23 protein-coding genes are annotated in these 20,075 nt (G+C 43.0%); 11 read left to right on the top strand and 12 right to left on the bottom strand.

From position 1 onward, the window contains the following. Positions 1-15 precede the first annotated feature (15 nt). Positions 16-945: a VirK/YbjX family protein gene (locus L4C44_RS06605; RefSeq protein WP_428804646.1), complete on the bottom strand. Its 930-nt coding sequence runs from the start codon at positions 943-945 to the stop codon at positions 16-18. A 299-nt stretch (positions 946-1,244) separates the two neighbouring features. Between L4C44_RS06605 and L4C44_RS06600 the strand changes: the two genes are divergently transcribed. Next, complete coding sequence (locus L4C44_RS06600) at positions 1,245-1,802, top strand: hypothetical protein (RefSeq protein ID WP_146490767.1); 558 nt, start codon at positions 1,245-1,247, stop codon at positions 1,800-1,802. Between the two features lie 53 nt (positions 1,803-1,855). Here the strand turns inward: L4C44_RS06600 and L4C44_RS06595 are convergent, their stop codons facing one another. Then, positions 1,856-2,464: a LysE family translocator gene (locus L4C44_RS06595; RefSeq protein ID WP_428804645.1), complete on the bottom strand. Its 609-nt coding sequence runs from the start codon at positions 2,462-2,464 to the stop codon at positions 1,856-1,858. A gap of 102 nt (positions 2,465-2,566) precedes the next feature. Here L4C44_RS06595 and L4C44_RS06590 point away from each other — a divergent pair, with 102 nt between their 5' ends. Beyond that, positions 2,567-3,451, top strand: coding sequence for a LysR family transcriptional regulator (locus tag L4C44_RS06590; RefSeq protein WP_428804644.1), 885 nt, complete (start codon positions 2,567-2,569; stop codon positions 3,449-3,451). A 63-nt stretch (positions 3,452-3,514) separates the two neighbouring features. Here L4C44_RS06590 and L4C44_RS06585 read toward each other — a convergent pair whose 3' ends face one another. The 6 genes from L4C44_RS06585 to L4C44_RS06560 form a co-directional block, all read right to left on the bottom strand. After that, on the bottom strand, positions 3,515-4,459 hold the full coding sequence (locus tag L4C44_RS06585; protein WP_428804643.1) for an ADP-ribosylglycohydrolase family protein: 945 nt from the start codon (positions 4,457-4,459) through the stop codon (positions 3,515-3,517). 204 nt (positions 4,460-4,663) lie between these two features. Further along, positions 4,664-5,590 (bottom strand): amino acid ABC transporter permease, encoded by a 927-nt coding sequence (locus L4C44_RS06580; RefSeq protein ID WP_428804642.1) that lies wholly within the window; start codon positions 5,588-5,590, stop codon positions 4,664-4,666. A 150-nt stretch (positions 5,591-5,740) separates the two neighbouring features. Next, a complete protein-coding gene (locus tag L4C44_RS06575; RefSeq protein ID WP_012600468.1) occupies positions 5,741-6,550 on the bottom strand; it encodes a transporter substrate-binding domain-containing protein in 810 nt (269 codons plus the stop codon). 12 nt (positions 6,551-6,562) lie between these two features. After that, positions 6,563-7,360 carry an amino acid ABC transporter permease gene (locus L4C44_RS06570; RefSeq protein ID WP_146490762.1) on the bottom strand — a complete coding sequence of 266 codons (798 nt, stop codon included), beginning with the start codon at positions 7,358-7,360 and terminating at the stop codon, positions 6,563-6,565. Further along, entirely contained in the window at positions 7,360-8,106 is a 747-nt protein-coding gene (locus tag L4C44_RS06565; protein WP_146490761.1) for an amino acid ABC transporter ATP-binding protein, read from the bottom strand. The genes L4C44_RS06570 and L4C44_RS06565 overlap by 1 nt, the downstream gene beginning before the upstream one ends. 235 nt (positions 8,107-8,341) lie before the next feature. Continuing rightward, the gene (locus L4C44_RS06560) at positions 8,342-9,490 is read right to left on the bottom strand and encodes an iron-containing alcohol dehydrogenase (RefSeq protein ID WP_372385001.1); all 1,149 of its coding nucleotides are present in this window, start codon (positions 9,488-9,490) and stop codon (positions 8,342-8,344) included. A gap of 193 nt (positions 9,491-9,683) precedes the next feature. Between L4C44_RS06560 and L4C44_RS06555 the strand changes: the two genes are divergently transcribed. Then, a complete protein-coding gene (locus L4C44_RS06555) occupies positions 9,684-10,568 on the top strand; it encodes an AraC family transcriptional regulator (RefSeq protein ID WP_146490759.1) in 885 nt (294 codons plus the stop codon). A gap of 148 nt (positions 10,569-10,716) precedes the next feature. On the opposite strand, the gene L4C44_RS06550 is transcribed toward L4C44_RS06555, so the two are convergent. Beyond that, positions 10,717-11,241, bottom strand: coding sequence for a porin family protein (locus tag L4C44_RS06550; RefSeq protein ID WP_146490758.1), 525 nt, complete (start codon positions 11,239-11,241; stop codon positions 10,717-10,719). Between the two features lie 12 nt (positions 11,242-11,253). After that, positions 11,254-11,688: a glycine zipper family protein gene (locus tag L4C44_RS06545; RefSeq protein WP_060981192.1), complete on the bottom strand. Its 435-nt coding sequence runs from the start codon at positions 11,686-11,688 to the stop codon at positions 11,254-11,256. Positions 11,689-12,471: 783 nt separating this feature from the next. Between L4C44_RS06545 and L4C44_RS06540 the strand changes: the two genes are divergently transcribed. From L4C44_RS06540 to L4C44_RS06510, 7 genes are all read left to right on the top strand, one after another. Next, on the top strand, positions 12,472-13,719 hold the full coding sequence (locus tag L4C44_RS06540) for a RidA family protein (RefSeq protein WP_428804641.1): 1,248 nt from the start codon (positions 12,472-12,474) through the stop codon (positions 13,717-13,719). 224 nt (positions 13,720-13,943) lie between these two features. Then, positions 13,944-14,300, top strand: a complete 357-nt coding sequence (locus L4C44_RS06535) for a hypothetical protein (protein WP_285953594.1) — start codon at positions 13,944-13,946, stop codon at positions 14,298-14,300. A gap of 31 nt (positions 14,301-14,331) precedes the next feature. Next, positions 14,332-14,847 carry a GNAT family N-acetyltransferase gene (locus L4C44_RS06530; RefSeq protein WP_146490755.1) on the top strand — a complete coding sequence of 172 codons (516 nt, stop codon included), beginning with the start codon at positions 14,332-14,334 and terminating at the stop codon, positions 14,845-14,847. 145 nt (positions 14,848-14,992) lie between these two features. Next, a complete protein-coding gene (locus tag L4C44_RS06525) occupies positions 14,993-15,142 on the top strand; it encodes a hypothetical protein (RefSeq protein ID WP_186728044.1) in 150 nt (49 codons plus the stop codon). A gap of 119 nt (positions 15,143-15,261) precedes the next feature. Further along, positions 15,262-15,726, top strand: coding sequence for an acyltransferase (locus tag L4C44_RS06520; protein WP_428804640.1), 465 nt, complete (start codon positions 15,262-15,264; stop codon positions 15,724-15,726). Positions 15,727-15,794: 68 nt separating this feature from the next. After that, on the top strand, positions 15,795-16,313 hold the full coding sequence (locus L4C44_RS06515) for a GNAT family N-acetyltransferase (RefSeq protein ID WP_428804639.1): 519 nt from the start codon (positions 15,795-15,797) through the stop codon (positions 16,311-16,313). Between the two features lie 105 nt (positions 16,314-16,418). Then, positions 16,419-16,895 (top strand): GNAT family N-acetyltransferase, encoded by a 477-nt coding sequence (locus L4C44_RS06510; RefSeq protein ID WP_285953590.1) that lies wholly within the window; start codon positions 16,419-16,421, stop codon positions 16,893-16,895. A gap of 75 nt (positions 16,896-16,970) precedes the next feature. On the opposite strand, the gene L4C44_RS06505 is transcribed toward L4C44_RS06510, so the two are convergent. Continuing rightward, a complete protein-coding gene (locus L4C44_RS06505) occupies positions 16,971-17,417 on the bottom strand; it encodes a DUF417 family protein (RefSeq protein WP_146490752.1) in 447 nt (148 codons plus the stop codon). Between the two features lie 281 nt (positions 17,418-17,698). On the opposite strand from L4C44_RS06505, the gene L4C44_RS06500 reads away from it, so the two are divergent. Further along, entirely contained in the window at positions 17,699-18,061 is a 363-nt protein-coding gene (locus L4C44_RS06500; RefSeq protein WP_285953588.1) for a RidA family protein, read from the top strand. Positions 18,062-18,188: 127 nt separating this feature from the next. Here the strand turns inward: L4C44_RS06500 and L4C44_RS06495 are convergent, their stop codons facing one another. Continuing rightward, on the bottom strand, positions 18,189-19,775 hold the full coding sequence (locus tag L4C44_RS06495) for a BCCT family transporter (RefSeq protein WP_428804638.1): 1,587 nt from the start codon (positions 19,773-19,775) through the stop codon (positions 18,189-18,191). Between the last annotated feature and the right edge of the window lie 300 nt (positions 19,776-20,075).

Genomic DNA, 20,075 nt, shown 5'->3' with positions numbered 1-20,075 from the left:
CGCTTCTATCAACAATTAATGTAACTTGGGAGCAGATTTAATGTCGTTTAACCTTGAAATGAGCTGTTCTTCAGTTTGCTTGAGCCAATCATAGCGTTTTGTGTACAAGCGACGTTTGGTCTTTTTCAATGTGTCAGTGTCTTTACGAAGAGGCTTAATGGGCAAGGAAAACCAATATTTATCGACCAAAGAGGCGCCATTTTCAGTCCATAGCGTGTCGTAATCAAATGTTATAGCCCCACGTTTAGAACCGATATATCGCATCGCTTGATAGATATGACCTTTATTCGAAACGGTTAAAATTTCATTAACTTTCATGTAATTAGCAAACATAGTTGCGAGTTCAACCATAAGTGACTTTGGTCTTAGCCCGTGTAACGAACGCGTCAGTTCTTTGATTTTGTCTTGGCTGTTGGTGATTCGCTTGTTTGTACCCTGTAGGCAGCCGATGTGCATGGTGCGACGCCCATTATTATCAGATATATTGAAGGTGACCGAGTAAATAGTCAGCCCGGTATTGGCCTCGACGAGTCGGATCCCCAAGGAACCTTCACGAGATTCCCCCGAGAAAGTCTCAATCCTGAACTCATTTCCATTTCGGTCAGCAAAGGTCAAAAGCTCAAAGTTAGAAAGGTGCAGATGCACTGTATTTGGACCAAATGTTCGTTCTAAGAGTTCGAAGTGAGAATGCAGTAACGAAGCACGTGTTTTAGGTTTGATGCCAATACAGATGAATGGTTTGAGTGGCTTTTCAAAGATTTTAGGATTCTGCTCAAGAAGGTTTGAGAGATTGCTTTTCTCTTTAAGCTGATGCACTTTGCGAATGACCTTAGGATTCATAACGCCCCATAGTGTAAAGCGCAGATTTTTCTTGATTCGGGTTAAACCTTTGGTGTTTGGGTGCACAGCATTGGAAAGCTCAACGATTTGACGAAAATTTTGCACGTTTACCTCAACTTAGAAAACAAAAAAGCATCGTTGAAAATAAAAAACGATGCTCCATAAAATGATAAGTAGGTGTTAGTGAAAAAATCGTGAAACTTGAATAAGTTGGTTTTTATCAACCACGAAAGTTAAACGCGATTAGGGAGAGCTTGCTTGGAGGGAACGTTAAATAAGAGAATTGTTAGTATTCCTATAAAATAATGCCAACCATATCAATATTTTATGAATTCACGTTTTCGGTTTGATTTTTTAATGATAGGGTCGCCGGATAATTATATTGATAAGAATAAAGGCTTTATATGAATAAGTTTCTGATTGTTGCATTCGCTGCAGCTGTAAGTATTTCGGGCTGCAAAAGTATCCCTACTTCGGCTACCGACACCTTGTCAGAACCAAAAGGTAACGGCGCATTAGCTATCGCGACCAACATCTCTAAGTACGATTCAACTTACCCATGCGTAACGTTTTCGTTTGATATACAAGAAAAAGTCGATGGTAAATTAGTTGATTCTGAACCACAAACCTTACGTGTATTTGTGTATGAAGACACGAAGTACGCACTGTTTGATGGTATCAAACCGGGCAACTATGTATTAACTCAGTTTCGATGCAATATGCGTCGTGGCCTTGTTGCTAACGATGGTAGGTCGTACCTCAGTCTTGACCTAGAAACTGAACATACCATCAAGGCGAACACAATAACGATGTCTTCAAATTTTATTCACGCGACTCAAGATGAAGATCGGTCTTTTGCATTAAACGTTGGTATTTGGCAATCGCAAGATGTTGTGCATTTCCAGAATCTACTAACGAACGAAGTGAGTAATAAATGGGAAGTGGGAGGCTTTGAAGGCTAATTAAGTTCATCACTATGGCAGCTTTTATTGCTGCCATAGTTTGACTCATCGGGTTATTTTAATGCTAGCGCTAAGCCAAAAGATACCAATCCAACTCCACACGCTTGATTGAGCCTTTTCTTGGCTTTCAACAAGTGTTTTTGCAAAGTCGTTGAAGTAAACAACATTGCGACAATTCCAAACCACAATCCATGAAGAACTATCATGTACAACCCATAACTGAGAGCGACATGCTGGTTCTCAGCTTCGGGTGAGATGACTTGGCTGAAAATGCTTAAGAAGAACAACATGGTTTTTGGATTCAGCACGTTACACAAAAATCCTTGTGCTAAATAGCGCCAAACACTGGTGCTTCGCCTTGTTCCTTCCAAAGGTGCAAGCTTGTTGTCCGCACTCAAGATACCTTTTAGTCCTAGATAAATAAGGTAGGCTGCACCTGCGTATCTGATCATGTCAAACAGCTGCTCATTCTGTGAGATTAAGTAACTGATCCCAAGCATTGAATAACTGATGTGAACACAAATCGCTAAACTCACACCTATTGCAGTCCAAATTCCTGCTTGTCGTCCTTGATTGATACTGTTTTTCAAAACTAAAACAAAATCCGCGCCTGGGCTTATAACAATTAATAGTCCCAATACTGCTAGGCTTAACCACTCCATAATGACTCCAACTCTTTATATTTGATGAGCTAGCATTGTATGGTTTTTTATTGCTGTCTATAATCGAAATGAATTCCACCTATCTGTGAGAAAAAATCACACATGAGACATTTGAAAGCATTTCATATTTTCCATGTAGCAGCGCATTCGAGCAGTTACAGTGAAGCGGCGGATAAACTCAATATTACCCATGGCGCGGTGAGTAAGCAGATCAAGGTATTGGAAAATCACTTATCCCAAGTTTTGTTCTACAAACAGGGCAGGAATGTGTGTCTCACCAAAGAAGGGGAATTACTCAAAGGTTACACATTGCAAGCGTTCCAAGCCTTGGAGACAGGAGTCCAAAAACTTAATCAGCTGAATCATCAAGCGTTGGAAGTTTCATGTGAACCCACATTGACCATGCGTTGGTTAATGCCTCGACTCGGTGATTTCTATAACGAATCCGGAATTGATGTTCGCTTGTCTACGGCGGGTGGGCCTGTGACGTTAGGTGAAACTGGATTAGATATGGCAATTCGCCGAGACGACTTTAACGTAACCGAGTACTACAAACAGATTCCGCTAGTCGAAGAATGGGTTGGCCCTGTATTCTCGCCTGGCTATTGGCAACAAGTTAAAGACAAGTTAGCCGATGTGAAATTACTGCACAGCAGCACACGACCAAACGCTTGGAACCATTGGGTATCCATCACCAAAGGTAGTGAATTTGATAGCCGAATGGTGTCGCAAGCTCGTTCAAACCAGACCTTTGCACACTTCTATTTTTGCTTTCAAGCGGCCGTTGATGGGCTAGGAGCCGCTCTAGGGTCTTATCCACTTGTAGCCGACGATATTGAAAGAGGTAACTTGATCGCGCCGTTTGGCTTTGTGCCTTCAGGTCATCAGTACATACTGCTCACACAAGATAGCAACCATGATGAGCCAGAAAGCCCGTTTGTTGTTTGGCTGAAGAATGAGTTATCGCAGTGTGTTCCAACTTTATAGGAACGACATCCGACCTAGAGGTTTGCTTGTCTTATGTCAGACTCTAGTTCATTATTGTGGGAATCACTCAATAGGCAAAGACAGCACGCCACCATTGAGTTCGATTTGGTTCAGCCATTCTGTTGGAATCGCGCCATCTTCTTCGTAGAAACACGCCGCTAAGACTGCTCCAATTACAATCGCACGACCGCAGCTATCACCGCCACATAAGATATTGTCGCGAATGCCTTGTTTATAACTCTGAGCACCCGCGATGATGCGAACCAGTAGTGGGAACGCAGCACTCAATTCACAATGTAATCCGAACTTCTTCGCGGCATCTGTAATCGAAAGCTCCGGATCAGCCAGTGCTTCGTCGATTTGATCATGTATAAATTTGCTACAAGTTTGTCGCACCATTTCTACCGACTGCAGTGGCGAGTTGCCTTGAATTGCCGCTTGAACCAATAAGGTGATGGCTTGTGCCCATTCCACGGCTTTGTCGTTGTTGTTGGTGACTCGCACCGCACTCTCTACCATCGCGGGTAAGGTGTGAGAGGTATAAGTACATGCCACTAATGGAATGATCTTTGAGACTGCGGGAAGTTGTGTATCGTCGGCGCCACATGCAGTAATCGAGGCGTTCTCTAGTTCTAATTGATGGATGTTCAACAAGCTCATACGCGTTGCTTTATCAATGTAGCCTCGCCAACTGCCACCAAAATCAAACCAGAAGCGGAAGTGTTTGATGTAACTTGCTTCATCGTAGTGTTGATTGTCGACTAGGCTATCGACCATCGCCAATAACTGAGCACCGTATTGCGATTGGTCGCCAGCGGTTTTTCCTTGGTGGGCAAAGTAACCTTTGTCTTGATAATCGAACTGGTTTGGTGAACGAAATTCTGGTTCAAAACCAGCCACGTGTAAGATCCTCTCTTGGTCATACAACCAGTGCAGCCCCATGGAAGCGGCGTCTCCAACCAATGCGCCAACGACGGCGTAAAAAGCTCTTTCTTTATGATTGTCCATGTTGAGCGATGTCCTTGAGATGAATCAACGTAGTTCGATACTTTAAGTATAGCGATTGGATAAGTATTTTGCTGTGTTTCGAAGAAGAGATTGGAGGGGATTAATCCTGATTGGTCAATGGCTTAAACCAATCAGGTGGAATTGATAAGGGTGATGAATAGTCTGGTGAATCAATGTATTCAGTTGGTGGTGTTACTCGTTCTATTATTGATGATTAAGGTAGGCACTAGAACGTTGTTCAATCACTTTGAACAGACGCGAAAGTGCAAAGCACAAAGCAAAATATACGAAGCCTACAATCAACCAGATCTCGAAGATCAAACCGGAAGAGTTCGCCATTTCAGTACCAACAAACGTCATTTCTTGAATCGAAATCAGCGACACAATCGAGGTGTCTTTGACTAGCGAAATTGCCTGACCAGCCAAAGGTGGCGTAATTGCTGTTAATACCTGTGGGCCAACCACAAATCGATACTTAGACAATGCAGATAAGCCAAGCGAATCGGCCGCTTCCCATTGGCCTTTAGGAATACCTTCTAAACCCGCTCGAATCACTTCCGCAATATAAGCCGAAGAGAGCAAACCAATACAAATAACACCAGACGCTAAGTTTTCCCAAAGGTTAGCAGGGCCAAATAAGAAGGCTTGAAGTTGATTAATCTCACCATTATGTTCACGTAAAAGACTTTCTAAGCCAAGCAGAGGGATCAGCTGGTTAGAAACAAAGAAATAAAAGATAAACACGAACACCAGTGGAGGAATGTTTCGAACCAATTGGATGAAAATCAGTGCCGGTGTTTTGAAGAAAGTGATCTTAGAGTGTCTTGCTACCCCTAACAGTGTGCCGAAAGTGAGCGCTAATACCATGCTCCATAAGCTCAAACGCAATGTTGCAACCAAACCTTGAAAGAAATAAGGAATACTGCCTTGAGAAGGTGGAATAAAGATTAACGTGAACGCGTCTTCCCAGCGCCACTGATAGTTAATACCGACAGAAGAACGATAATAGAGCCAACCTGCAAACACACAAATAACAGCGAGTAACACGCCATCCAAAAGGTTGAGGCGTTGATACCAAGGCTTCATATGAACGTTGGGCTTAGGTGTTGTCAATGCGCTAGTACTACTCACGTCATTCCTGTTTAAACATTAATTATTATTGGGGTGTTACATGGATCTAAAGCGATTTAAGCTGTCGATGAGAAGGCAGTGCAAACAGTGCACTGCCTTGATTTAGATTCGACAGATTAGCTCATATTAAAAAGTGAGCTCAACTTCAGATTATTGACCTTGAGCAATCTGGTCTTGCCAATCTAAAGTAGAGAACCAGTACTCGTAACGCTCTTTCAACCAACCGTCTTCAGTACGTGCTTTGATCCATTCGTTGAAAAATTCTGCCTTGTCAGTTTCACCTAGGCGAACTGCAAATGCTTCGTTACCTTTGGATAGACGCTCTTCAAATGGAATAAATAGCGTGTCTGCGTTTTTGATCGTTTCGTGTTCTGGTTTCGGGCTAGACGCGATAACCGCGTGTGCGTTGCCGTTCAATACTTCTTGGAATGCTTGAGCATCGTCATCGAACTGCAGAACTTTCGCTTTAGGGAAGGTTTCACGAGCCACTTGAACCGTGAATGCTCCACGACGTGCTGCAATTTTTACGCGGCGAGAATCAAAATCAGAGATCTGAGTAAAACCTTCCGCTAGCTCTTTGTTAGCCGCCAGTTGAACGCCAGAGTGCGAGTAAGGTTCAGTGAACAATACGCTTTTAGCACGAGCTTCAGTGATAGACATACCGCCGATGATCACATCAAACTTCTTCGATAATAGAGAAGGAATAATGCCATCCCATGCCGTCGGTACGAATTCGACTTTCCAGCCTGAATCCTCAGCAAGACGTTTCGCCACATCGATTTCAAAGCCGACAAGATCGCCTTGTTTGTTACGCATCGCCCAAGGAACAAATGTCGACATACCAACGCGCAGTGAGCCACGCTCGTTAATCTTGTCTAGGTTAGGCGTTTCAGAAGCAAGTGCAGGCAAACTCACGGCAAGCGCAAGTAGGGCTGTAATTGCGGTTTTAAATAGCTTCATGCTGATAAATCCTTATTGTGTTCGCCAGTTAGATCCGAGCTTATGCTCAAGCCAAGCAGCAACGGCAGAAAGTGAAAGTGTAAGAGCAAGATAAATGATCGCCACAGAGAACCAAATCTCGAATGGCATCGCGGTTTCAGAAACGATGTTTCTGGCTTCGGTTGTTAGGTCAAAGATAGCCATGACACTCACAATCGAAGAGTTTTTGATAAGAGAGATCACTTCATTAGTTAAAGGCGGCAAGGTACGTTGTACCACCTGAGGAAGAATCACATCCCAGTAAGTATAGGTTTTTGATAAGCCCAAAGATTGTGCCGCTTCAAATTGTCCTCTCGCAATACCGTTTAAACCAGCACGAAATATCTCGGCAGTGTAAGCACCTTGGAAAAGTGCTAAGGCTAAAACGGCAGTGCTAAAACGATCCAGCCCTAATACGGGACCAAATACAAAATAGAGCAAATAAATTTGGACCAATAACGGCGTATTACGAATCAACTCAACATAGCTGGTGGCTAGGGTGCGTCCAACCACTGAGTTGGAGTTTCTCAATAGCGCTGTGGTTAAACCAATGATCAGCGTCGCGACCAAAGAAATCAGAGAAATATTGATGGTAACCAGTAGCCCTTCAACTAATTCTGCAGGCCACCATTCACCATCTTCATAGAAAGCAATATAGTCTGGCACGCGCTCCCATTGCCAGCTGTATCCCATGGTTTGTGCGCCAGAATCGAGGATCCAGACAACCGCAGCCACGAGCACAATAATTTGTACCAAAGCGGATAGGGCGGGTTTAATAATTCGAATCAACATCAATAAGTTAGGATCTGATTTAGGAACGCTTGAGTACGTTCATGTTGCGGGTTTTCAAAAAGCGCTTGAGGCGTATTGGATTCCACAATTTGTCCTTCATCCATGAAGATAACGCGGTCGGCCACTTGTTTCGCAAAGCCCATTTCATGGGTCACACACACCATGGTGATGCCTTCGCTCGCCAGTTCAACCATCACATCGAGCACTTCGTTGATCATCTCCGGATCAAGCGCTGAAGTTGGTTCGTCGAACAAGAGTAACTCGGGTTTCATACACAGAGAGCGGGCGATAGCCACGCGTTGTTGCTGACCGCCAGAGAGTTGCACTGGGTATTTGTTGGCTTGTTCTGCGATGTGCACGCGCTCGAGATAGTGCATTGCGAGCTTCTCGGCTTCTTGTTTACTTTTTTTAAGCGTACGAATCGGGGACAGAGTTAAGTTCTCAAGCACCGTAAGATGGGGGAATAAATGAAAGTGCTGAAACACCATCCCAACTTGGCCTGGGGTGTTGAACTTGCTCGGAAGTACTTGCTCTAGCACAGAAAGCTCGCCACTCTCGAAAGGTTCTAGCTGATTGATACAACGGATCAAGGTTGATTTTCCCGAACCTGATGGCCCGCAAATCACCACTATCTCTCCCTGTTCAATATTTAAATCGATATCCTTTAGGGCATGAAAAGCACCATACCACTTGTTAAGTGACTTAAACTTAACCATTTCCTTGAGATTGTTCAAATCGTTGTTCATACCTAGTAAAGAGACAGGTTTACCTTACCAATATAGAAATCTGAATGCACATAAAATTAAGGACTTATGAGAATTTAATGGCATCTTGTAGGGCAAATTAAAAAGCAGCGCCTGATTTGGACGCTGCTTGAGGATATACGCAAGGGCAAAGAATTTGGTTCAGTTTCACGGAATAAATTTTTAGATTATGGTGATTTTCTTTAGAACCCTGTTTTCCTTGCTCTAATTTTGATCGCTATTGAATCGCAGACTCTAGAATCTCGCGTGTTTTCTCAGGTGTGATTGCTTGGTTTTCGCCTAGTTGCAGGTAGCCATGTGATTCAAGTTGAGCGACAACATTGTCGATCGCAGTTGCTTTGTTTGTTTCGTAACCGTCGAACATCGTTGGAACGTCTAGGCTGTGATAGAAAGCTTCGATTGCAGCAATAGTGCGCTCTGCCAAGTCAGCACCCGCTTCTAGGTCAAATACGTTACGACCCATTTGCTCTAGCTTGCCACGCTTCGCTTCGATTTGATTACGAAGTAGCGAAGGTTGAACAATCGCAAGAGAACGTGCGTGGTCTACGTGCCATAGTGCTGTGAACTCATGGCCAATCATATGTGTTGCCCAATCTTGAGGAACGCCAGTACCAATCAGGCCGTTAAGCGCTTGGTTTGCTGTCCACATTAGGTTTGCACGCCATGCGTCGTTGTCACGCTCGTCGTATTGCTTACCCAGTACAAGTAGGTTTTTAAGTAGTGTTTCTGCGTAACCGTCTTGAACCATCGCGTCTGTTGGCATTGTGATGTATTGCTCACACACGTGAACCCATGCATCAACTAGACCGTTGATCAATTGACGCTCTGGAAGAGACTTCATTACGTCTGGATCCATAACCGCGAACTTAGGTTGTACAGCAGGGTTCATGAACGCCAGTTTCTCTTGAGTCTCTTTACGAGTGATTACAGCACCCATGTTAGATTCAGAACCTGTTGCAGGAAGTGTCAGTACTGCACCAATAGGAGTAGCTTCAGTTACTTGGTGTTTGCCCGCTAGGATATCCCAACCGTCGCCGTCGTATTTAGCCGCTGCAGCAACGTATTTAGAACCGTCGATTACCGAACCACCACCAACAGCGATAATGAATTCTACGTCTTCTTCTTTAACAAGAGCGACTGCTTTATCTAGCGTCTCTTTCGTTGGGTTAGCTTCAACACCAGAAAACTCAATCCAAGCGTGATCTTTAAGAGATTCGACAACTTGGTCGTAAACACCGTTGCTTTTGATTGAACCGCCACCGTAGATGACTAGCACTTTCTTAGAAGTATCAACTGCTTGGCTGATAGCATTGATTTGGCCTTGGCCGAAGTGGATTACAGTAGGGTTAACATAAGTAAATTGCATTGTAGGTTCCTTGTGTAAAGCTAGATTTTTTATTCTGATGTGTTGCTTAATTTCTATATTTGCATATTAGTACAGGAATCTAGGGTGGTGAAGGCCAGTTCCTCCAAATTAATTGCCTATTTCTACAAAATTGATATTCTTCCTTTGCTTTAACTTACTTACTCTTAGCACTTAGAATGGAAAGTCGCCACTTATGCAAACACTCGCGCAGTTATTACAGTCTTATGTAGAACACAAAGGTTGGGATGATCTTGAAGGGATCAGAGAAACTGAAATTGGCGGTGTGTGGTTGTATAGAAGCAGTGGCGGCAACCAGCGTCAGCCATTCACTTATCAGTCGGGTATTATCATGCTCGGGCAGGGCAAAAAGAACATCTACATTGGCGACAGACCCGTTACTTACGCTGCAGGTGATTATCTTGTGGTAGGCGTGCCAATGCCATTGGAGTGTGAAGCCTTGCCTGTTAATGGCGAACCATTACTTGGTTTATCTATCAACATTGACTCTCAACGTTTGCACAGCTTGGTAAAAAAGTTAGAAGACCAAGGTTTTCTTGAGAGCTATTGCAATAAGCACAAACAGAATTCTAGCGGCTTAGAATCGACACCGATGGAAGAGCAAATGCTAGAAAGTTTTACTCGATTGGTGAAAATGCTGCATTGCGACATCGAAGCCAACATATTGGGTGATGCCATGGTCAGCGAAATTGTCTACCGCGCCTTAACCGGTTCAGAAGGGCGAGTGCTGTTTGATTTGGCGCATCATGATGGCCATTACGCACGTGTCGCGAAAGCACTATCTAAAGTGCATGAAGAGTACGACCAAACCATTACTGTTCAATCGCTTGCTGACGAAGCAAACATGAGTGTGTCTGCTTTTCATAATGCTTTCCGCAACGTGACGTTTGAGTCACCACTTCAATATTTGAAGAAGGTAAGGCTCAACAAAGCCAAGGAGCTGATCCAGTTAGAAGGCCTGCGTATTAGTGATGCCGCACGCCGAGTTGGCTATTCTAGTCCATCCCAATTCAGTCGCGAATTTAAGCGTCATTTCAACACAACCCCAAGAGCGGTTTAGTTCTTTATATTGTAGGCTGACGAGAGGAAGTAGAAGGCTTCACTGCACTTCGATACGAGTTAATATCATTTCCTGATAGTAAACATTGAAGCCAAAGACCTCACCGCTACAAAGAGTTTGTTTAGTTTAGCCCCATAAGAATCAATCTCTAGAAAGCCACACCAATAGATACGTTAAACGTGTCCTCATCAATGTCATAAGGTAGCTCCTCACCCTCTGACTCGCCGCTGTCCACTTGGTAGTTTCTCCACTCCATTTTTAGCTCTGCAAATTTCCATTTAGTAGATACACCGAGGGCGTTGAAATAGGTTGCGTCAGGGTTGGCCGCGTCATCAACCTCGTCGCTGACCTGAGCGCCACCGATGCCGAAATTATAATAAGGGCGAACTGTGATACGTTTAAGCGGGAAGCTGTAACCAGCGCCTACCTTTAAAAATGCCATGCCGTCACTGATCGCGTCTTGGTCGTAGTCTTCTAGCTTATCATCACGCTTTCTGTGCTGGTATTCACCGCCAATCTCCAATATGTCACCACGAAGCATCAGGTCGATGTATTGAGATGAGAGTTTGTCTCCCTCCTGATACCCCAAGCCGAACGCAATATCAGCCATAGAGGGAGCAGAAAATCCTGCTAATAGAGCAGCTAACATTCTTTTTTTAATGAACTTTGTCATTGCCGAATCTCCTTAGTTCAGGGCGTTGTATTTCTTATCAATCATGCAGTTTCTCAACACTGTCGCATACATCGCTTTGTTATCTTCTTCAGCCTGAGCCCCTGCTCGTCGGCCGCTAACTCTACCGGAGACTACACCAATCGCCGCGCCAGTCTTGGCAGCGTCAGAGCCTGAGCCACCAGAGATAGCGCCAACAGCAGCGCCAGCGGCCGCCCCTTTAGCTGCGCCTTTTACGCCGCTTCCTTTCTTGGTTTCAGTGGGGGCTGTCAGTGTTGATTCAGCAACACCTTGACATGTTGCGAGCTCTTTCTGAGCAACCTCAAGGGTCACGTTGTCGTAATTGAATGAAATGTGAGTTGTTGGGTCTGTAATGTAGCCACCACCAGCAAGGGCTGAGAGGGAGGTTATAGCTAAGCTCAGGCCTAACAGTTTCGTTCTTTTGTTCACTTTCTAATCCTCAAGTTGATTAAACTAATTAGTTTAATCATTGATATTGAACTTTCTTCTAGGTCGACAAATAGATTTAGACTTAATGAAGCTATAGGTGGTCTTCATGTTGGGGGCATACTATCTTGGCAGGCACATGTTGGATAATGACCTTGAAACATAAGAGTTATTTGTCTTACGCATATCATGGTTCATTTATGGATTGGCCGTTTTGAGTGGTTATGAGAGAGGTTGAATTTAAAAAGAGAGAGTTTGAACGATCACAACCTCCTTGTTAAGTAAGATGAGTAAATGTATCTAATGGTGGGCAATATTAGTGTGCTGGTATTCGATTGTAGAATATATTATTAACGTATTTATATAATTAAATGGCTCTAAAATAATTACTTATCTGGGCTAATAGTTTATGCACAAATCTAAGAGTGTGTTCTTCACAATTCATCTAGTAAGTGATTTTTTCAGGGCTTTAATGTGAACAACCTATCAAATGTTTTCTAAATTTTAAAAGTTATCTATATCTTTATCTGAGTGGGTATTCATGATTTTTGAATATATCAAAAGATAAAGGGGACTTATTACTCGGTTCGCCATCTTATTTGCGGATAATTAGGCGTTTGATGACTAATTATTCTATAAATCACTGGTTTATAGTCAGGTAATAGTCTGATGGATATCACGTTTACCCTAAAACAATTCACTTAATATGGCGCTACTTTAATCATTCTTCCAATACGATTGTTAAATATAAATACGTATATCTTTATTATTAAAAGGATAATTCCGATGAGTAGCGATATCATTAAAATTTCAAGAAATACTGAAAATGCACCAATAAACTCTGTATCTACACAAACGGTCGCTTTTTCTCATTATAATAATTTTTCAGCTCAATTACCTATTGAACCTAAAACAGGTGAAGTCGTGATTGGCGATATTAAAGACCAAGCAGCACAATGCTTAAATAATATTAAAGCCATTGTTGAAAGCATCGACCATGTTATGGATGATGTCGTGAAGATTAATGTTTTCGTTAAGAATATTTCTGATATCGATGCTATTGATGAAGTCTACAAAAGCTTCTTCCACAACACTCTTCCTACGCGTACAGTCGTGGGCGTAACTGCGCTACCGCATAGTGACGCTTTAGTTCAAATGGATGCTCTGATTTCAAACGGCGAAGGCACTAAACCACAAGCACCTTGCGCGCTAGTAAAGGTATCAAGAAATACGGATAATGCGCCTCAAAGTACTGTATCAACTCAGACAGCGGCTTTCTCTCACTACAACAATCTTTCAGCTCAGTTACCGATAGATGTAACTACAGGTGAGTTGGTTGATGGTGGTATCGAGGCGCAAACAGCACAATGCCTATCAAACATTAAAGCTATTCTAGAAAGCATCGGTCATGTAATGAATGATGTGGTTAAAACCACTATTTACCTTAAAAATGTTGAAGATGCAGGCAAGGTAAATGAAGTTTGTGCTAAGTTCTTCCCAAGTTACGTACCAGCGCGAACGGTTGTTAATGCCGCTGAACTGCCAATGGGCGCTTTAATTCAAATCGATACGTCCGTTTCACATGGCGACGGTACACCGCCGCAATTACCAGAAGATACGCGCCTACTGGTTATTGAAGCTAATAATACTGTTGCTGCACCATTCATGCCTTATTCGCACACCGTTGCTTTCTCTCACTATAACCATATTTCAGGTCAACTACCTGTAGATCCGAAAACCAATGCAGTGATTGCTGGTGGTATAAAAGAGCAAACTGAACAGTGTCTTAAGAATATTAAGGCGATCATTGAAAGTGTTGACCATAGCATGGACGATACGGTGAAAATTAATATTCAACTTAAAGATATTTCAGATATTGATGCGGTGAACGAGGTCTACACTACGTTCTTTAATGCTGACTTACCGGCAAGAACGGTGGTGGGGGTTTCAGAGATTCCTATGAATGCACTGATTCAAATTGATGCTGTCGTTTCTAACTGCGAAGGCACACCTCCACAAGACGTTGTTGCTTAATTCACTGAACCCAATTCGATAATCTCGATCTAATGTCGGCTTTAGCTTCTGAATAAGGAGCTAGAGCCGATTCTCTGATTAACGAACCCATCTCAAGACGTAACTCCTTCGTTAAGCCTCACTACATAACTTACTCTAAACAAGCTTCTGCCCGACATATGGTGTTTATTGATGTGAAGTGTTTTAATATGAAAAACAGACGCTTAACGTAAGAAAACCAGTTTATGCAATTTCGAGTTATTTTAATGTTGTGCTTAGCTATGATGGGGTGTTCATCCAATCAAAAGTTAACTCCCGACCCAACAACCATCACGCTATTTTATGGTGATACATCCATCTCCGCGGGTGTTTTAGAAGATAAAACATTTAATTCTGTACTCGCGGATAGGGTTGAAAGTGTTACTTTTTCAGGATTAATACGAAAGCAATACTCTGGCTACTTGGTCGATCTGCTCGTGATTCGAGAAACGAAAGAGCCACGCTCAACTCGACAATTAAACACTTCACTTCATATGGAAACTGGAGAATTAGTGGATGTGGGTGGCGTGAATAATGATGTCTTTAGGGTCATTCTTGAATAATCGTTATAAGACGATAGGTGAGGGAAAGGTTATGCAGCAGAACATTATCACAGAACGATTAATCTTAAGGCCATTTAGGTTGAGTGATAGCGAGCGCGTCGCTGATCTCGCGGGTGAGAAAGTGATAGCGGATATGACAGCTGCCATTCCTCATCCATACAAACCAACGATGGCGGTTGAATGGATTAACTCGCACGAGTCTTTCTTTAATGAAGAAAAGGGTGTGATTTACGCGATAACTCTTAAAGCTAACGATGAAATCATTGGTGCGGTCAGCTTCCCTAGTTTAGTCGATGGCGTTGGTACTCTTGGCTATTGGCTTGGTGTTCCGTTTTGGGGGCAGGGCATCGCGTTTGAAGCTTCTTCTGCGCTAGTAGAATACGGTAAAGCTCATTTGGGACTCACTGAGTTGGAAGTGATGCACTTGTCTGAAAATAAACGCTCAGAGTCTGTTATCCGAAAACTCGGTGTTGAGTTCGTTGAGAAACAGGTACGCAAAATTCATGGTGAAGATCGTGAGTTGTGTGTGTACCGATCTCTGCTCTAGTCTTCTTGTCTGTCGTTTACATTCCTACACTTACAAACATTAAAAGGTCGAGCGAAATAAAGTGTTCAATTAATCTGATTTTTTGCTTTACCTCAACCTAACTTCAAGTCTTAAGCTTCTCTTAACCATTGAAAAGGAGCTTATTATGCAAAATAACTACGTAAAAGAACTCGCCGTCAAAACTTATCAAGAAGAGCTTCAGATAGAGTACGTAAAATCTAAAGCTCGCCCATTTCATGCGCCTAGCTTTATAGGTGGGGTACTGATGTCAGTCGTGTTGGTTGGGCTGTTTTAGTTATCAGACTCATGGAATCTTTGATCCACTACCAACTCTCTTTCTTACAATTTGCTTGTACTTAATTGCTTACGGCACAATTGTTTAGATTGATATATGGTGTTGATCTTAGAGGAAGCATGGCAAGCCCTAGAGTTTTAAAAGCACAGATTACTGATATTACCTGTGGTGAGAATGTCACTATCATCGAGCCAAGCAACGTTTATGGCTGTGAGCTTAAAGATGATGTATTCATTGGCCCCTTTGTTGAGATTCAAAAGAACTCGGTGATAGGCGCGAGAAGTAAGATTCAATCTCATACTTTTATTTGCGAGTATGTGACTATCGGCAGTGACTGCTTTGTTGGTCACGGAGTCATGTTTGCCAACGACTTATTCAAAGAGGGCAAACCAGATCCCAATCCTGAAAGCTGGGGTCGTACCTTGATAGCTGACAACGTCATGATTGGTTCTAACGCCACGGTTCTGTCTGTGAGCATTTGTGAAGGTGCAGTAATCGGTGCGGGCAGTGTGGTAACGAAAGACATTACTGAGAAAGGTATCTACGCAGGTAACCCGGCTAAGAAGTTAAGGGATTTACCTTAAATTCAGAAAAAGCCGTGTTGTATGAATCATCAGGCGCGGCTTTTTAGATAAGCGACAGAGTATTGATTATGGATGTATTTTTACACTTACTTCACTTAGGCGATGTCAGTGCATTATTGGAGTTTGAAGTCGAAAATAGAGAGTGGTTTGAGCAATTTGTCCCAGCTCGGGAGGACAGTTTCTATTCTTATGCGGGCGTTGCTGAGCAAGTCACGAGCTTCCTCACAGAGTATGACAATGGCGAGATGATTCCTATGTTGATAAAAGACGCTAATGGCAATATTTGTGGGCGAATCAACGTTCGCGATATCGACCAGATCGCTGGAAGTGGAGAGCTAGGCTATCGAGTTGGTCACTCCTTTGGCTCTAAGGGTATTGCGTCTAACGCGGTGAAGAAGTTACTTGTCTACTTGGCTGAGCACTCTTCCATTAAATATGTTGATGCCTATGCGTTAGTGGGTAATGTTGGTTCCAACAAGATCTTATCCAAGGCCAGTTTTGACCTAGTTGAACGTGTAGAAAACTACGCAGTATTCAAAGGGCAACATCAAGACGCCAATTATTATCGAAAGGCGATATCTGCTTAAGTGAATGTTAGATATCTATTATTTGTTCTATGATCAATGAGATAATAAATTTAGACAAGATGAGCTCACACCAATATTGGTGCGAAACAATACAGAGATCAGTTTATGAACATTGTGACAGTCTATAGCGGTAATCAACAGGTATACGCGAATTTGTATCAGGGGTATGCGGCCGAGTTTTCAAAGATCATTGGAGATAAACCAGACGAGTACGGCTTGTTTGAGATCTATCCGACGCTTGGTGATAGCGTTACGGGTTACTTACTCTACATTGATGGAGTTCCTGCCGCATTGACAGCCATTGAAACCAAAGCGCCAAACGAGTTTGAGATTTGCGACTTCTATGTAGTGCCTTATTTTCGAAAAAATAAAGTAGGAAAACAGTTTATTTCTGAACTGTTTGAACACCTAAAGGGCAGTTGGGAGATCAAGCAAGTACTAGGTGCAGAGCATGCTGTTAAATTCTGGAGAGAGGTGGTCAATGACTACACTTCAGGCAACTACGTTGAAGACCAGTATCAGGACGAAAAATGGGGCTTAGTAACGAGACAGTGCTTTAATCACGATGGTATTGCCAAGTAAAACCTTATACATCAGAAGCTGGCAGCGTCCTTCTAGCCAGCTTCGAGCCTTTTTATTTAAAGGTTTACGTTACGGTTACTTCTGAGGTTTGTTACGTTCGATTACACTAATCGCGATAGCCAAAAACAGGATGTCTTTCACGAGGAAGAAGTTAGTGACTAAGATACCATCTGATACTTTCCAAGCGTTTGGCGTTGTAATAAGGAAACTGAGTGTCACAACAAAGATAGCCGCTGCTGCAATGCCTGAGTAGAAGGCAACCGTCGGTTTCTTAAATCCAACTATCAGTCCAATCGCTACAATGATCTCCGTGCCACCCACCATGTTAGACACAGCTTGTACCGAGAACAGACTGTAAAGCCAGTTCATTGCAGGATGATTTGCGATTAGCGGTTCTATAAGCATTGCTTCGGTTGGCGTAAACTTATAAATACCAATCCAAGCTAGCACTAATGCCACGCCAACCACACCAAGGTTATATCCCACATTACTCTGTTTTAAATCATAGGTTTGAACATGCATAAAAGTACTCCATTTAATAAAATCCCTGAATATGACCGCAAGAGTTCAGATTAAATTTCGCGTCGAGAATAATAATTAATATATTTATCTAGGGATTTAACAGGTGGCGACTAATTGTCTCGATATGAACCGAAAGACTAGTGGTGTTGAGAACTGAAGCAATAGGTAGGCGATCGTGCTGTTCAAAAGGAGCTACGAGTTTTCCAATTTTTGTTTTCAATATTTGCGATTTGGATTAAATTACGCTGATGTTCCCCCTAATTATAAGAAGAGTATAACCAGTGAAAATTCATAGAATTAACCCGACCAAGCGTTGGTCAGATGTCACTGTTTTCAACGGTATCGCAAGTTTTGTGGAAGTTGCTGAAGCGGATACAACGGCAGGTATCAAAAGTCAGGTTCAGCAAATTTTTGGTCAAGCTGAAGAAATGATGAGCTTAGTAGGCAGTGACAAATCTCGCGTGTTGTCCGTAACGATTTACCTAACGGATTTCGCTAACTTTGATGCACTAAATGAAGTTTGGGAAGCGTGGTTCCCTGAAGGCTGCGCGCCAAGCCGAGCATGCGTGAAAGCAGAACTTGCTAATCCTGAGCTATTGGTTGAAATGTCATTCATGGTTGCTGCGGGTGAACAGTTTCAATAAACCGAACTATCGGTAGAAATAAGCTTCGTCGATACATTTAACGAGCAGATAAAACAAAGCCACTCAGGTGAATCACTTGAGTGGCTTTTTAGTGTCTACGCTATCTGAAACTAAATCGGATTAGGTATTAAGCGATACCTTGATCTCTTGCCATCTGTTTCGCGATCTTTGGTGCGTGCCATAAACACGGCAGCAAGATGAACGATACAGGAACGGCTGTGATTACAATGAACGACTGTAGGGCAGAGATGCCGCCTGAGCCCATCGAGATAAGTGCAATGGCTACCGCACCCATGATGATACCCCAAAAGGTACGTACGGCTGCGTTCGGCTCTGTCGTGCCTGTCATTACCACACTGATTGTGTAAGTCATTGAGTCACCTGTTGTCACGATGAACGTGGTCGTCAGGATCAGGAACAGAATCGCAATCAGAGTAGGGAACGGCAGTTGCGCAGTAATGGCCAGTAGCACAGCAGGAAGATTAAAGCCTTCAAACGCGTTAGAAATGACACCTGGGTTCTCTAGTTCAAACGCTAAACCACTGCCACCAACGATGCTGAACCAGAAACACGTTACAAGCGGTGCAACGATGCTGATAGAAACGATCATTTGGCGAATAGTACGGCCGCGTGAGATGCGAGCAATGAAGATAGCCATCATTGGACCATAACCTAAGAACCAACCCCAGAAGAACACAGTCCAGCCACCTAGCCACGCTGTATCTTGGCGGTATAGCGCCATTGGGATGAAGTTATCAACCATTTCACCCATACCTTGCAGGTAGCCATCAACAATGAAGCTCGTTGGGCCAACAAGAAGGATGTAGCCGATTAGACACACAGACAAGATGATGTTGTAACGGCTTACCAGTTGGATACCTTTGTTCACGCCGCTCAAAGCAGAAAGCGTGTACATAGCGATAGCAAAGATAATAACAACACTTTGCGTTGCGAATGTATCTGAAATGCCAAACAGTTCGCTCAGCGCGTAGCTGATTTGTAGGCCAAGGAAACCAATCGGGCCGATAGTACCAGCAGCCACTGCCACAATACTACATGCATCGACTACATTGCCAACCCAGCTGTTAATCGCTTTGTCGCCAAGTACTGGGTAAAGCAGAGTACGGGGCTTAAGAGGAAGGCCTTTGTCGTAATGCAGGTGCATTAACACGATGGAAGATAAACCACCTAAGATTGCCCATGCAAGGAAACCCCAGTGCATGAAAGATTGTGATAGGGCGTTGAATGCCATCGCTTGAGGATCTGCGTTGCCATACAGTGGCGGAGCTGAAACAAAGTGAGCAATAGGCTCTGCAGCTGCCCAGAATACACCGCCACCCGCTAGCAGCGTACATAGGACGATAGACATCCATTTAAATGTGGTCATTTCTGGTAGGGCAAGTGTTCCTAAGCGAACATGGCCTGTACGACCTAGTGCAAGCACTAAACCGATAATGAAGTTGAGAAGTAGTAGGACTTGCCAGAAAGCACCGAACCACTTAGTTGAATAACTAAAGCCGATGTTAACAAGTTCGGACAACACGGAGGTGTTGGTGAAAGCGAGGATGACAAAGAGGGTTAAAAAACTGCCACTAAGCCAAAAGACTGGGTTTCCGAGTTCCAGTTTTTCACCCAAAGATTGAGCTTTATTGAAATCGATAGAAGTAGATTCTGCGTTGATGTTTTCGTTGGCGACTTGCGTCAAGTTGGACATTATTTCTTCGCTATATTTGGCTCTTTCAAGCCTATGTATTTCTCCCACACTTGCATAGAAATGTGAGGTTCGTCAAAAAAGCCGCCGATACTAACACATTTGTTATAAAAAAGTGGGCGAATTCCCAAATGAATCCTAAATCGCCTTTAAATCACTACTTTTTGGCTAGTTTTGATACGAATTTTTTCTCGAATCCAAATCACATTTCTGATTTTTGAGACGTTATTTTTTAGCTTTCCGAAATAAATTAATATTAGTTGTTGGTGCAAAATAAGTGTCGACTCATTGCATGCTATAAAC

The organism is Vibrio satsumensis, assembly GCF_050337435.1.
Taxonomy (GTDB): Bacteria; Pseudomonadota; Gammaproteobacteria; order Enterobacterales; family Vibrionaceae; genus Vibrio; species Vibrio satsumensis.
This window is presented reverse-complemented; position numbering and strand designations above follow the sequence as displayed.

Excerpts from the sequence above, each read along its gene's own strand:
- L4C44_RS06600 (WP_146490767.1), top strand. The coding sequence starts at position 1,245 with ATGAATAAGTTTCTGATTGTTGCATTCGCTGCAGCTGTAAGTATTTCG.
- L4C44_RS06595 (WP_428804645.1), bottom strand. The coding sequence starts at position 2,464 with ATGGAGTGGTTAAGCCTAGCAGTATTGGGACTATTAATTGTTATAAGC.
- L4C44_RS06590 (WP_428804644.1), top strand. The coding sequence starts at position 2,567 with ATGAGACATTTGAAAGCATTTCATATTTTCCATGTAGCAGCGCATTCG.
- L4C44_RS06585 (WP_428804643.1), bottom strand. The coding sequence starts at position 4,459 with ATGGACAATCATAAAGAAAGAGCTTTTTACGCCGTCGTTGGCGCATTG.
- L4C44_RS06575 (WP_012600468.1), bottom strand. The coding sequence starts at position 6,550 with ATGAAGCTATTTAAAACCGCAATTACAGCCCTACTTGCGCTTGCCGTG.
- L4C44_RS06570 (WP_146490762.1), bottom strand. The coding sequence starts at position 7,360 with ATGTTGATTCGAATTATTAAACCCGCCCTATCCGCTTTGGTACAAATT.
- L4C44_RS06565 (WP_146490761.1), bottom strand. The coding sequence starts at position 8,106 with ATGAACAACGATTTGAACAATCTCAAGGAAATGGTTAAGTTTAAGTCA.
- L4C44_RS06560 (WP_372385001.1), bottom strand. The coding sequence starts at position 9,490 with ATGCAATTTACTTATGTTAACCCTACTGTAATCCACTTCGGCCAAGGC.
- L4C44_RS06555 (WP_146490759.1), top strand. The coding sequence starts at position 9,684 with ATGCAAACACTCGCGCAGTTATTACAGTCTTATGTAGAACACAAAGGT.
- L4C44_RS06550 (WP_146490758.1), bottom strand. The coding sequence starts at position 11,241 with ATGACAAAGTTCATTAAAAAAAGAATGTTAGCTGCTCTATTAGCAGGA.
- L4C44_RS06540 (WP_428804641.1), top strand. The coding sequence starts at position 12,472 with ATGAGTAGCGATATCATTAAAATTTCAAGAAATACTGAAAATGCACCA.
- L4C44_RS06535 (WP_285953594.1), top strand. The coding sequence starts at position 13,944 with ATGCAATTTCGAGTTATTTTAATGTTGTGCTTAGCTATGATGGGGTGT.
- L4C44_RS06530 (WP_146490755.1), top strand. The coding sequence starts at position 14,332 with ATGCAGCAGAACATTATCACAGAACGATTAATCTTAAGGCCATTTAGG.
- L4C44_RS06525 (WP_186728044.1), top strand. The coding sequence starts at position 14,993 with ATGCAAAATAACTACGTAAAAGAACTCGCCGTCAAAACTTATCAAGAA.
- L4C44_RS06520 (WP_428804640.1), top strand. The coding sequence starts at position 15,262 with ATGGCAAGCCCTAGAGTTTTAAAAGCACAGATTACTGATATTACCTGT.
- L4C44_RS06515 (WP_428804639.1), top strand. The coding sequence starts at position 15,795 with ATGGATGTATTTTTACACTTACTTCACTTAGGCGATGTCAGTGCATTA.
- L4C44_RS06510 (WP_285953590.1), top strand. The coding sequence starts at position 16,419 with ATGAACATTGTGACAGTCTATAGCGGTAATCAACAGGTATACGCGAAT.
- L4C44_RS06505 (WP_146490752.1), bottom strand. The coding sequence starts at position 17,417 with ATGCATGTTCAAACCTATGATTTAAAACAGAGTAATGTGGGATATAAC.
- L4C44_RS06495 (WP_428804638.1), bottom strand. The coding sequence starts at position 19,775 with ATGTCCAACTTGACGCAAGTCGCCAACGAAAACATCAACGCAGAATCT.